Below are 12,417 nucleotides of genomic sequence, written 5' to 3'. Positions count from 1 at the left end.
GAACGAGAAGGCGACGCTTCAATCGATTATTTCGCAGACTTTTCGCGGCCGCGGCCAGCACGTATGTGATCGATCAGGTGGCGACAGGCGCCATGGACATGCCGCTCTGTGAATGCCGCCGCCGCATCAGCGTCCCGTGATCTGACAGCCGCCAGTATTCCTCGATGTTCCTCCAAGCACTCGGCCCACCGACTACGGGTAAGCGGGTAGCGCTTGTTGAGCATGAAAAGAATTTCACGGTAGCGCTCCTCCATATCGATGGCCTCGCGATTGAAGTGGCCAGCATAAGACACGCTATGAAACCGCTCATTCAGAGTACGATAGGCTTCGTGATCGCCGTCAAGTTGCTCGATCTCATCCTGGATTGCTTCCATTTCCGCAATCTGTGCTTTTGTGGCATTCGCTGTGAACCATCGGATCATGTACGGTTCGATCAAAGCGCGGATATCGTAGATGTCCCGGGCAAAATGCTCTCCGACGGAGCGAACCCTTGCACCACGGTTTTGCGAGATGACGACAAAGCCTTCACCTTGCAATTGGTGCAAGGCCTCGCGCACAGGGTTGCTTGAACTGTCGTAGCGACGAGCGAGCTCAGCGACCACCAATCGCGTTCCCGCATCCAACTGGCCGTCGATGATGTCCTCGCGAATTCGGTGATAAAGCGGACGTTCGTTGTTTGCGACGACGCCTATGCTGCGCCCGATCAGAGCGATGTCACCCATGTGTTCCTCGCGATTTATCTGCAGGATTCCATTTCACGGAAGCGACTTCATGGCAAGCCCTATCGTGAATTCACCTCAAATTGCGTACAATCGTTGACAAGATGCGTATAATAAGGTTACGCGGTTGGTTGAGGAGTGAGTGAAGGAGGAGGTCTATGCTGCGCAATTTGATTTTCCGAACGATGGAAATGCTGATGGTCGCGTGCCTAGCGGCCATGGTGACAATGGTCTTCACCAATGCGGCTCTGAGAAAACTTTCGGACTATGGGCTGACCCTGTTTGGTGGTGGCATAACCGTTTCGGAAGAGCTGTCGCGGATTCTTTTCGTTTGGCTGACATTCGTCGGTGCAGTGGTCGTCGCGGGTCAGTGGGGGCATCTGGGCGTCGAGACACTCGTAGGGAAACTACGCGGGCGTGCCCGGATCGCCGCAATGTTCACATCCGATATTCTCGTGTTGGTCTGTTGCGCTGTATTATTCATCGGCACATGGAGGCAGGCACCGATCCATGCGGACAACATCGCGCCGGTGACCGGAATGCCGATGATCTGGGTCTATGGTGCAGGTTTTATCACCAGTATCGGGATTGGATTGATCGTTGTCGGGCGTGTTTTCCGCGTTCTGACAGGAAGGATCACGGACCAGGAACTGCGTCAGTTCGCCGGCGAAGTCGACGATCCGAATGGTCTTCCGAAGGGGCACGTCGAATGACGTCTCGGTCTCAATTGACAGAAAATACCCACCGTCTGAAAAAGGTCGTCCCATGACCGTCGAAATTTTTCTGGTAACGCTTGTCGGGGCAATGGCTATCGGTGTGCCGGTGGCATTCTCGCTGATCGTCTGCGGTCTGGCACTCATGCTTTATATGGGCATCTTCGACAGCCAGATCGTGGCGCTTAAGCTGATCGAAGGGGCCGATAATTTTCAACTCCTCGCATTGCCTTTCTTTTTACTCGCCGGCGAATTGATGAATGCTGGCGGCCTGTCCAAACGCATCATTGCATTTGCCATTTCACTGGTGGGCCATCTGCACGGCGGCCTCGGCTATGTGGCGATCTGTGCCGCAGTCATTATGGCGGCGCTGTCCGGCTCGGCGGCCGCAGATACCGCAGCGCTCGCAGGCATTCTAATCCCCATGATGCGTGCAGCAAATTACAATATCCCACGCTCGGCCGGCTTGATCGCTTCAGGCGGCATTATTGCACCCGTCATACCGCCATCGGGTGGGTTCATAGTCTTCGGTGTTGCTGCAAACGTTTCCATCACCCAGCTTTTTCTAGGCGGTATTTTCCCAGGCTTGCTGATGGCATTTTCGTTGATCTTTGCTTGGGCGTTCGTGGCGCGCCGAGACAAGGTGCAGACCTTCCCTCGACAGACATGGGTCCAGCGGGCGCGTGCCTTTCGAGACGGGATATTTGCGCTCTTCATGCCGGCGATTATTCTTGGCTGTATCAAGTTCGGCTGGGCAACGCCGACAGAAGCCGCTGTGTTCGCAGCCGTCTACGCCCTGTTCGTCGGCATGTTTGTCTATCGTGAACTGAAGCCTCGCGAACTTTACGGCGTCTTTCTCATGGCAGCAAAGACGTCTGCCGCCGTGATGTTTCTCGTCGCTGCCGCTCTCATCTCAGCCTGGCTGATCACGCAGGCAAACATCCCGGCCGAACTAGGTTCGCTCCTCGAAGGCTTCGAGGATAGCCCGCGCCTCATGATGTTTGTGATGATGCTGCTGGTAATCGCTGTTGGAACCGCCCTTGACTTCACACCGACCGTTTTGATCCTGACGCCGATCCTGATGCCGATCGTGCGAAAGGTTGGCATCAACGAGGTATATTTTGGTGTGCTCTTCATCATGAACAACGCCATTGGCCTGATCACGCCGCCGGTGGGCATTGTTCTCAATGTTGTATCGAGCGTCGCGCGTGTTCCCATGAGCGCCGTGATGCGTGGAGTAGTGCCATTCTTTCTGGCCCAATCGGCTGTGCTGTTCTTTCTGGTGCTGCTTCCGGAATGGGTAATCGCGCCGCTCAATTTTCTGCGTGACCGGATCACCTTTGGCGAAATGCTCGCCAGGATGTTTGGTTTTTGATCAACCGTGGGACGGGAGGTCCCGAAAGAGGAGAAGAGTAGTAATGAAAAAGTTTTTGATGTCGCTTATGGCCCTGACGGCCACGACCATGATGACGGCGCCAGCAAAGGCCGAATTCCGGGAATTGACAATCAGGCTTTCCAGTGGTGTCGGCGAGGGACATCCAGTTGTCGCCGGCGTCGAGGCGATGAACGTTTGCCTCGCGGACAGATCTGGCGGCGCGATGAAGGTACAGGCTTTTTTGGGTGGAGCACTTGGCGGTGATTTGCAGGCGACGCAGTCATTGCGGACCGGCACATTGGAAATGGTCGTTACCGCCACCTCGCCTCTGGTCGGGATTGCACCGGTCCTCGGCGTCTTTGATCTGCCCTTCCTCATTGGCACCGAGTCAGAAGCTGATCGGCTTCTCGACGGAAAATTCGGGAAGATGATCTCTGACAGATTGCCCCAGCACGATCTTGTCAATCTGGCCTATTGGGAGAACGGTTTCCGCAACGTCGCCAATTCGAAACATCAGGTCGCGTCGGTCGATGACCTGAAGGGTCTGAAAATCCGGGTGATGCAGAACAACATCTATCTCGATACATTCACGACGCTCGGAACGAATGCGGTTCCTATGGCTGGTGGCGAAGTTTTCTCTGCACTTGAAACGCATGCGATCGATGGCCATGAGAATACGATCCCTGGGCTCGATGCGTCGAAGATGTACGAGGTGCAAAAATACCTTTCTCTGACGGCGCACGCGTATTCGCCGTTCCTCGTGCTCTATTCCAAACCACTGTTCGACAAACTGAATGCCGAGGAACAGGCGGCTGTGAAAGACTGCGCCCAAGTCGGAGCCAAAGCACAGCGAGAGGCTTCACGTAAATCGGCCGTGGCTTCTCTTGCGCATATCAAGGAAGAGGGCATGGAAGTTGTGACGATGACGCCTGAGGAAATCGCTCGTATGCGCGAAGTGGTTGCCCCTGTCTACGAAAACCACAAATCCATGATCGGCGCGGATGTGATCGATGCCGCGACGGCCGAATTGGCGAAGATGCGCCAATAGTGTCCGGGCGTCTCTGACCGCCCTGCTTTTGTGCTGCGCTCACATTTGTGGAGCGCAGCAATCCCTTCCAAGCGCCAGAGAGGTTCTCCGTGAAGATTTCCGCCATCAAGACCTACCCGATCTGGGTGGGCGACAGGAACCAGTTGATCCTGAAAGTGGAAACCGATGAGGGTTTGTCTGGTTGGGGTGAATCAGGCCTGTCCAGCCGCGAACTTGCCGTGGCAGGTGCAGTTCGGCATTACGAACAGTTTTTGATTGGGCGTGATCCAATGCTTCCGGGTCCGCTCTGGCAGGAAATGTATCGCAGCCAGTATTTTGAGGGCGGCCGGGTTCTGGCTGCCGCCATATCGGCGATCGACATCGCATTACACGACATCCGAGGCAAGGCACTGGGAGTTCCGGTTCATCAACTCCTCGGCGGCAAGCACCGGGAGAGAGTACCGACATTTGGATGCGTCCGCTCGGACACGATCGGAGGCCTGAAAGAAGCGGCATTCGCGGCGCAGGAGGCGGGCTGGGACTGCCTGCGATTAGGTTGGCTGAACGATGCACAGTCGCCATACGAGCCACGGGAGCATATCTTCCAGATGGCGAAATGGATGACGGAGATACGGGATAGTCTTGGCGTGGGGGTTGTGCTCGGGATCGACTACCATCATCGGCTAAGCGTCGCCGAGGCTGCTTCATTCTGCCAGCGCATGCCGCGAGGTACACTGGATTTCCTGGAGGAGCCAATACGCGACGAAACACCTGCAGCATATGCCGCGCTGCGTACAATGACCGAGATACCCTTTGCCATTGGCGAGGAGTTCGCTTCCAAATGGCAGTTTCTGCCTTACATCGAGCAGGGCTTAACGCAATTTGCCCGGCTGGACATCTGCAACGTGGGAGGGTTCACCGAAGCGATGAAAGTCGCCGGTTGGTGCGAGGCGCATTACATTGATCTCATGCCGCACAACCCGCTTGGTCCAATCTGTACGGCAGCTACGGTGCATTTGTCGGCTGCTATTCCCAATCTTTCGTACGTCGAATGTTGGGATACGCCTCTTGAAAGCATGGCGCGGCAGGAATCGGATATCTTTGCAATGCGTATGGACCTATCCGGCGCAACCTACCTCGTTCCGAATGCACCTGGTCTCGGCATTGAGGTTGATGAAGTCGCGCTTTCTCGTGCGGAGCCTTTCCGTTTCTATGAGATGCCTCATATCCGGCGACCCGATGGCTCCATTACGAACTGGTAGCCTGGAGGGGAAAATTGCACTTGAGTGTGTGCGGATTAACGGCTGACTTCATGTGAGGAAAATTCAAGACGCGGCACATCTCGAAAGCTGTCCGCTGGGTGATAGCGATGTTGAACGTCATTGAGATTTGGCCGCGATGGGTTCAGATCTCATCAAGGCAGGCCTTTGAAATATCCATGAGCCATAGATAGCATCATCTACCCGTCATTGCGGTAACTAAATTGATGCTATCGATGACCGAGATGGGCCCACACCGGTCATTGGCCGTCACAAAAATCCGCCGCGAAACTCCAACTTTAGTGACAGAGTTCCGCGACGAGAATTCTCAATCCCTTTCAGGGAACGCAGGTGCGTCGCAAAAATCGGTATTTATGCGACAGCTTTGGGTCGGCCATTGCTCATCAGCTCGATGAGTCTTTGGAGACGAGCCACCACGTCATTGATTTGCAAGAGTTGCTGCTTCTGTTCGATACTGGTCGATAGCAAAGGGGCGACGGTGTCGGCTAACAGGCTGGGATTTCCGATCGAAGGTAGGCTGAACCTGGCTTTGGATCCCGGCGGTAGTGCAGAAAAATCGACCTCGGCGTAGATCTGGTACGCATCGAGAACCGCACTCGACAGAGCGGCTGCCTCCGTCGTCTGGCCGCGTTCGTCGTCAAACGGCGTAACCTCCGCCGCCAGGAACCCGTCATCGGTCAGCCGGGCCATGCCTGTTCGCTGAAGCCCGCAGACGGTAACCTTGAGGGCCCCGTCCACCTGTGTCTGGCGATCGACCACGTTTGCTATGACTCCCACTGGATAGAGGGCTTCAAGTGTGCTGGGATGATCGTCGCCGCCATGCCTTTGGGCGACAACGAGAACGCGCCGGTCGCTGGCAAGAGCGTGTTCCACGGCCTGTCGGGTTTTCTCGCGTGCCACGAAAATCCGCGAGATCATGTGCGGAAACAGGATCAAGTCCCGCATAGGAATGAGGGGGATCTCCGCCCCCGCTGGAATAGACGTTTCGGCACTGACCGATTTCGCTGTCGGCTGCGTCGCTTGGATCGTTGCGGCCAATACGTTCCAATCTCGAAAGCCAAGAATTCGAGCAACGAGCTCCTGGCTCTCACTGTTGGTGAAGATGACAGATTTGGCGTGAAGCGCTTCACGTAGGGTTTTCGCCATAGCTTTGGCATCGCGGAAATTGCGCATGGGATGATCCTCTGCATAAACGAACGGAAAGCGTCAGGGGCTTGCGTTGCTGACCCGTTCGTTCGGGCAAAGGGAGCCATAAGCGGCTCGATACATTCACCGTACCCGAGGGGGCGCAAGCAGCAGGTCGTATCCACCGAGGACCAATTCTGCGCAGAAGGTTGTTGCCTGTCAATCTTAGGCTGGGCGATAGTCCGTTTTGGGGTCGGAAGCCGCCGCTCCTCTGTGGAGTTGCTGCAAAATTTAAACGATTGCGTAAAGTTTGCTTATTGTTTTCTCGCTAACATTTTCTCCATACCGGGGGACTAAATGAGCAAGCAGCCTAGATTGATCAGCAGCAATAGCCCAAAAAAGAAAGGGGCGACGTATTCAGCGCCCTCAAGTTGGAAAGATCGCCTGAACTACGAGCATACATCCAAACCAAAAAACATCTGGGCAGCGACCGTTGTCCTGCTCGCGATTGTGATGTTCCCGACCTATGCCCCCATTGTCATTCCGGACAATGCCTCGGCGAATGCTGTCGCATTCGTCGGACAAACCATCAGCCGTCAGCAACTATATGTCGTGGACGGCGACACGATCCTTTACAACCGTGAGAAGATCAGGATCGCAAATATCGACGCTCCAGAAATCGGCAGGCAAAATGCGAATCCGAGCTGAAGCGAGGATTGGATGCGAAGGCCGCTCTTAAGGAACTCCTCGAAGGCAAGAAATTCCAGATCGCCCGGGGTGATCCTAAAACGGGCAGGATGACCGACAGACACGGAAGAACCCTTGCTGTGATCTCAGTTAACGGACGCGACATCGGCAACTCGCTTATACAGCGCCAGCTGGCTCGTCAGTGGACGGGCAGGCGGATGCCATGGTGCTGAATGATAAGCTTGCCTTCAACTTTCTAAGCCAAAGGCTCACCGATGCACAATGAAATGCATATGGTAAACGCAGTTCCAACATTCGATCCGTCAGCGTTCCATAGCCGACGAAACGCTCAGAGGGCTCTGTTGGATGCGCCTCGAGTATTATGCCGATGTCCATGGTCGTTTATCCCCCATCGCTTGGCGCCACTATCTTGTAAAACTGCTCCGGGTGTTCTCGATCTGTGCTTTGAAAATCGCATAATGTCTCGTATGGGACACCTAAAGTAAAGCGCCGCATTAGGGCCAAAAGGTGCCAGACACGACGTCTGTGAATTAAGTTCGGTGTGCTTCCGCAGACCGTGTGGGGCCCAATCGATTCAAAGCCAGCATCGACTCAAAGTATGCGGACGTTTTCGGCTTTCGATTTTCCAGTCTTGCGATCTTGCCCCAAATCATAACTCACACGTTGCCCTTCGCTCAACGAGTCACCCTGAAGAGCGGACACGTGCACGAACACGTCCGTACCTCCACTTTCGGGCGTGATGAAACCGAACCCCTTCTCTGCATTGAAAAACTTAACAGTGCCGTTCGCCATAGATTTGTCCTCGAAGGTTCAACAGCTGGTTGCCGTTGGAAAAAACCTATAGCCGTTGAACTACATTCGCAATGCGTTCGCGCCGCGGGGACAACATATCAATTATTTTCGGAGGGCGCGAAGCCGACTTGTATAATCGGCCAGCCTCGTTGTTCAGTACCGCTGCTGCCGATGGCAGATCTAACACCTTGGCTTGTAAGCGGAGTGCTCGCATGGGTATGCTGGGTACCAAATCTTGTTGTTGCCGAGTTCATTGCGCGCCAAGGCCTTCGTAAGCGGCAGATGCCGATCATCGCCGAAAGTTCTATGGCCTGCTCCGTCATTTCTCAATCCTAGCAAAGACACCGTCAGTTGAAGATCCGCAGTGCGAAAGCAGCGTCCTGCGATCACCCAGAACGATCGCATTTTGCAGCAAGCGGACATTCAAGGCCCAGGATCTTGTCGGGGAACTGTGGCAGCGGCATGGCTGTGCCATCCTGCCGGTCACCCATGACGTGGAAGAAGCCGTTCTCCTCGCTGATCGCGTCCTGGTGATGAAAGATGGTGTTATTGCTCATGAGGAACGCATAGCCATGCGTCGTCCGCGCGACATTGCCGATCCGGCACGTATACGCGGCGATCTTCTGGACTGGTTGGGCGTGCGTCACGGAAAGGATCGCGATGGTTGGGCCCTATGACTAATATTAGCACAACCGTGAGCAGTCATACACTGGCACTGACCGCCGATGTCGCGTCATCGGAGGCGGACTTGCCGGGACCGGAGCGACGATCGTTAGGATCACGAACATGGCAGAAACACTCGCCCGAATTCAACAGGGCGGCCATCCTCATGACCTGAAAACTTAACCTGATATCACCATTCAAGGGATTTCGCTCAGAACCTTGTCGAGGGTGATAGGCAGATCCCTAACTCGCGTGCCTGTAGCATTGAAAACGGCATTGGCGACAGCGGCCGCAACACCGGTAATGCCAATTTCGCCTATTCCGCGCGCGCCGAGAGGCGACCGCGGATCGGGGATACCGGTCCAGATCACGTCGATCTCCGGCACGTCGAGGTGGCTGGGGACGTGATAGTCGGCGAGAGAGGCGTTCATGATCCTTCCACTTCGCTCGTCAAACAAGGTCTCTTCCGTCAGAGCAAGCCCAAGACCCATGATCATCCCGCCCTTGAACTGGCTGGCTGCGGTCTTCGGATTGAGAATCGTCCCGCAATCGAACGATCCGAGCATCCGATCAACCCGGATCTCACCGGTGACGTCGCTGACGCGAAGCTGACAAAAGATGGCTGAAGAACTGTGCATGGCAAACTTAAACATTTCCAGGGGTGGGCTGCCGCTGGCGGTGACGGTCACTTCGTCGCGTGACGCCCGCGCCATGATGGAGCGGAAGCTTTCATAACGGCTTGGATCGTCGAGAGATGCAATCCCCTCCTTGGCAAGTTGTACTTCACCTGCGCGCAAACCGGCGATCGGGCTGTCGTTGCCGGCAAGACGCAGCAACTCGATTGTAAGCCTTTCAGCGCCGGCGATAACCGCGCCTGACAAAGAAGCGGTCTGGGACGATCCGCCGGCCATGGGCGCAACGGGCAGGGCAGAATCGCCGAGCTCGAACGAGATCGCTTCGACTGGCAGACCTAGCCGATCGGCTGCGTGCTGGGTCTGGACCGTCGCCGTCCCCATACCCATTTCCTGGGCAGAGCATGATATTTTCGCAGATCCGTCGCGGCGGAGCTCGATGCGTATGTTGACGCCGGGCATTCGCACATACGGAAACCCGCCGGATGCGCAGCCCATGCCAATGCGCCACTCTCCGTCGCGACGCGCACCGGGCCTTGCCTCCCGCTGTTCCCAGCCGAACCGTTCGGCCCCATCGAGATAGGCCTGCCGCGTCGCATGCTGCGAGAACGTTGCCCCGGAGATCGGGTGTTTCTCCGGCTCGTTGCGCAGACGCAATTCGATGGGATCTAGACCCATTTCGTGGGCTAGTTCGTCAACCGCGTTTTCCAGTGCGAACGTACCGATCGCTTCCCCCGGCGCGCGCATGAAGGTGTTGGGCACGATGTCCAGGTCGAGATAACGTTGAATGATCTCGAAGCTTTTCGATTTGTAAATCGCACGTGTTCCCAATGTGTAGGGTTCGGGGCATGCGGCATAGGGCGGCATGATCGAATAGCCGGTATGTATAATCGATGTGAACTTGCCTTCCGCGTCTGCGCCAACTGCCACACGTTGTTCGGAGGGACTGCGTCCGCCGATCATACGATAGACACTGTCTCGGCTGAGTATCAGTCGAACCGGTCGGGCTGCGAGTTTGGCCGCGGCTACCGCGATGATCTGGTGATCCCAGAAGGCCTTGCCGCCAAAGCCGCCGCCAACCAGTGGAGAAAGAACGCGCACTTGTTCATTCTTCAAATTGAACAGCTTGGCAATCGCGCTAGCGGTGGCGGAAATCGCTTGCGTCGCGTCGTGTAGAAGCACTGTGTCGCCGTCCCATGCGACCGTCACGGCATGCAATTCGATGGCATTGTGGTTGTGGCCCGGGGTCCGATAAATGTTGTCCACCTTGAACGCCGCCCGGTTCAATTCCTGCTCGGCATTGCCGATGGAAACGTGGTTCTTCTCAAAGAGCACAGAGGCCGGAGCGCGGGAGTCGGGCTTCGCGTTCTCAAAGCTCGTTTTCGCACTATCTTCCCGATAGTCGATTTCGATCAGGGACGCGGCATAGTCGGCCTGTTCCTGTGTTTCCGCCAAAACCATCGCTACGACCTGTCCGTTGTACCAGATGTCCGGGCCCTGCATGGTTGGCAAGGCGCTGTTGCCTGCAGCCGACAGGTTTGTGCCGCCGATCATCGGGACGATGCCGAGGCGGGGCATGTTGTGGTATGTCATCACCAGGATCACGCCGGGCGCAGCCTCTGCAGCGCCGCTTTCAAGCTTTGTGATCCGGCCACGTGTTATCGGGCTATGGACGAGGGTGGCGTACGACAAACCCGCCATGGCGACATCGGCGGCGAAGCGCGCCTGCCCGCTTACCTTCGCTGGGCCATCCAAGCGTGATGCTTGCTGTCCAATTGCGGCACGACGTTCGATAAGCGGATCCGGAGTGCCGCCCGGCAGCCATTGGGAAGGCACCCACCCCAGTACGGTCCGAACCGTTCCTATGACAGCGTTCTGTACATTGCTCATCGAGCGTCTCCTGTCAGTTCAGTAAGGACAGCGCTCAAAGTGCGCTTGGTAAGTCCGATTTTGAAAGCGTTTCCCGCGAGGGGAACGGCACGCGCCAGTTCGGCTTCGACGGCGTCGTCGAATGCCTCCTGCGTGGCGGGACCGCCCCGCAGTGCCATCTCGACGCGGAAAGCACGCCATGGTTTAGGAGCGATACCGCCAAACGCCACCCGGATGTCGTCAATAGTCCTTTCGCGCATCGTCACTCCAGCCGCCACCGAAACCAATGCGAAAGCGTAACTCGCCCGGTCGCGGACCTTGCGGTAAGCCGACCGGGCAGCGAATGGCGACACAGGAATCTCGATACTGGTAATAACGTCCCCGGCCTCAAGCACCGTCTCAAGGTCGGGTCGGTCGGCGGGAAACCCGTGGAAGTCGACAATTGGTATAATCCGCGTGGCGTTTTTATTGTAGACATGGATGCGGGCATCGAGCGCCGCGAGCGCCACGCACATGTCGGAGGGATGGGTCGCGATACACGCTGGCGCAGCGCCGATGATTGCATGGTAGCGGTTGAAGCCGCCAACTGCGTCACAACCGCTGCCGGGCGACCGCTTATTGCAGCGGGATCCGGCGACATCGTTAAAATAGATGCAGCGTGTACGCTGCATCAGATTCCCGGCAACGGTCGCCATGTTGCGGATCTGTGCGGAGGCGCCAGCCAAGATCGCCCTGGAAAGCATAGGGTAGCGCGTGCGCACCAAGGGATGCGCCGCGACGGCGCTATTGCGTGCGGCAGCTCCGATCATCACGCCGCCTTCCTGCGTTTCCTTGATTGAATCGGACAGCGCGGTGACGTCGACCAAACACGACGGCAGCTCGACGTTCTTCCGCATCAGGTCGACAAGATTGGTACCTCCGCCAAGCAGCTTGTGACCGGTACGGATCGCCATCGATGCGGCCTCGTCAGCTGAAGATGCGCGGGTGTAGGTGAACGGGATCATGCTGCCTGCTCCTTTGCCACCTGCTGGATCGCTTTGACGATGCCGTTATGAGCGCCGCACCGACAGAGGTTGCCACTCATTCGTTCGCGTATCTCTTCCAGCGACAGGAAAGTCTTTTCCGTTGCCAGATCAACTGTGACGTAGCTCGGCATACCGGAAGCAGCTTCGCGCAACATCGCAACCGCCGCGCAGATTTGACCAGGCGTACAGTATCCGCACTGAAAACCGTCATGTTCGATGAATGCCGCCTGGAGAGGGTGAGGCTCTTCAGGGCTACCCAGCCCCTCTATCGTAGTCACCTGATGACCGTCGGCCTGGACGGCAAGAGTCAGACATGACAGCACCCTGTCACCGTCGAGGAGCACGGTGCACGCGCCGCAGGCACCCTGATTGCAGCCGACCTTGGTGCCGGTAAGGTGCAAGTGCTCACGAAGCAGGTCGAGCAGCGAAACGCGCGCATCGTCTGGCGGAGCGACGTCATTGTTGTTGATCCGTATCGTCATCATGATC

General features: G+C 56.5%; 13 protein-coding genes. 6 read left to right on the top strand and 7 right to left on the bottom strand.

Annotation, left to right across the window (positions count from 1 at the left end):
• Window positions 1–26: 26 nt before the first annotated feature.
• Entirely contained in the window at window positions 27–722 is a 696-nt protein-coding gene (locus tag C7476_RS18345; protein ID WP_114431326.1) for a GntR family transcriptional regulator, read from the bottom strand.
• A gap of 155 nt (window positions 723–877) precedes the next feature.
• On the opposite strand from C7476_RS18345, the gene C7476_RS18340 reads away from it, so the two are divergent.
• From C7476_RS18340 to C7476_RS18325, 4 genes are read left to right on the top strand one after another with little or no spacing between them, the layout of a single operon-like run.
• Complete coding sequence (locus C7476_RS18340) at window positions 878–1,432, top strand: TRAP transporter small permease (RefSeq protein WP_181872505.1); 555 nt, start codon at window positions 878–880, stop codon at window positions 1,430–1,432.
• Window positions 1,433–1,484: 52 nt separating this feature from the next.
• Window positions 1,485–2,807, top strand: a complete 1,323-nt coding sequence (locus tag C7476_RS18335) for a TRAP transporter large permease (protein ID WP_114431325.1) — start codon at window positions 1,485–1,487, stop codon at window positions 2,805–2,807.
• Between the two features lie 43 nt (window positions 2,808–2,850).
• Window positions 2,851–3,855, top strand: coding sequence for a DctP family TRAP transporter solute-binding subunit (locus C7476_RS18330; protein WP_114431324.1), 1,005 nt, complete (start codon window positions 2,851–2,853; stop codon window positions 3,853–3,855).
• A 47-nt stretch (window positions 3,856–3,902) separates the two neighbouring features.
• Entirely contained in the window at window positions 3,903–5,096 is a 1,194-nt protein-coding gene (locus tag C7476_RS18325) for a mandelate racemase/muconate lactonizing enzyme family protein (RefSeq protein ID WP_425374002.1), read from the top strand.
• A 369-nt stretch (window positions 5,097–5,465) separates the two neighbouring features.
• Here the strand turns inward: C7476_RS18325 and C7476_RS18320 are convergent, their stop codons facing one another.
• Window positions 5,466–6,287, bottom strand: coding sequence for an LON peptidase substrate-binding domain-containing protein (locus C7476_RS18320; RefSeq protein WP_114431322.1), 822 nt, complete (start codon window positions 6,285–6,287; stop codon window positions 5,466–5,468).
• Between the two features lie 309 nt (window positions 6,288–6,596).
• On the opposite strand from C7476_RS18320, the gene C7476_RS18310 reads away from it, so the two are divergent.
• Both C7476_RS18310 and C7476_RS29495 read left to right on the top strand, forming a co-directional pair.
• On the top strand, window positions 6,597–6,947 hold the full coding sequence (locus C7476_RS18310; protein ID WP_114431320.1) for a hypothetical protein: 351 nt from the start codon (window positions 6,597–6,599) through the stop codon (window positions 6,945–6,947).
• An 8-nt stretch (window positions 6,948–6,955) separates the two neighbouring features.
• Window positions 6,956–7,159: a thermonuclease family protein gene (locus tag C7476_RS29495; RefSeq protein WP_181872504.1), complete on the top strand. Its 204-nt coding sequence runs from the start codon at window positions 6,956–6,958 to the stop codon at window positions 7,157–7,159.
• A gap of 379 nt (window positions 7,160–7,538) precedes the next feature.
• Here the strand turns inward: C7476_RS29495 and C7476_RS18300 are convergent, their stop codons facing one another.
• The 5 genes from C7476_RS18300 to C7476_RS18280 all read right to left on the bottom strand — a co-directional run bounded on the left by C7476_RS18300 (window position 7,539) and on the right by C7476_RS18280 (window position 12,410).
• Window positions 7,539–7,739: a cold-shock protein gene (locus C7476_RS18300; protein ID WP_114431318.1), complete on the bottom strand. Its 201-nt coding sequence runs from the start codon at window positions 7,737–7,739 to the stop codon at window positions 7,539–7,541.
• Window positions 7,740–8,125: 386 nt separating this feature from the next.
• Window positions 8,126–8,386 carry a hypothetical protein gene (locus C7476_RS28255; RefSeq protein WP_181872503.1) on the bottom strand — a complete coding sequence of 87 codons (261 nt, stop codon included), beginning with the start codon at window positions 8,384–8,386 and terminating at the stop codon, window positions 8,126–8,128.
• A 213-nt stretch (window positions 8,387–8,599) separates the two neighbouring features.
• Entirely contained in the window at window positions 8,600–10,924 is a 2,325-nt protein-coding gene (locus C7476_RS18290; RefSeq protein WP_114431317.1) for a xanthine dehydrogenase family protein molybdopterin-binding subunit, read from the bottom strand.
• Entirely contained in the window at window positions 10,921–11,907 is a 987-nt protein-coding gene (locus tag C7476_RS18285) for an FAD binding domain-containing protein (RefSeq protein WP_114431316.1), read from the bottom strand. The genes C7476_RS18290 and C7476_RS18285 overlap by 4 nt, the downstream gene beginning before the upstream one ends.
• Window positions 11,904–12,410, bottom strand: a complete 507-nt coding sequence (locus C7476_RS18280; RefSeq protein WP_114431315.1) for a (2Fe-2S)-binding protein — start codon at window positions 12,408–12,410, stop codon at window positions 11,904–11,906. Before C7476_RS18280 ends, C7476_RS18285 begins: the two co-directional genes overlap by 4 nt.
• Between the last annotated feature and the right edge of the window lie 7 nt (window positions 12,411–12,417).

Source organism: Phyllobacterium bourgognense (assembly GCF_003337575.1).
GTDB classification, from domain to species: domain Bacteria; phylum Pseudomonadota; class Alphaproteobacteria; order Rhizobiales; family Rhizobiaceae; genus Phyllobacterium; species Phyllobacterium bourgognense.
Note: the sequence above shows the minus strand (reverse complement) of the source record. Positions and strands in the feature narration are given on the sequence as shown.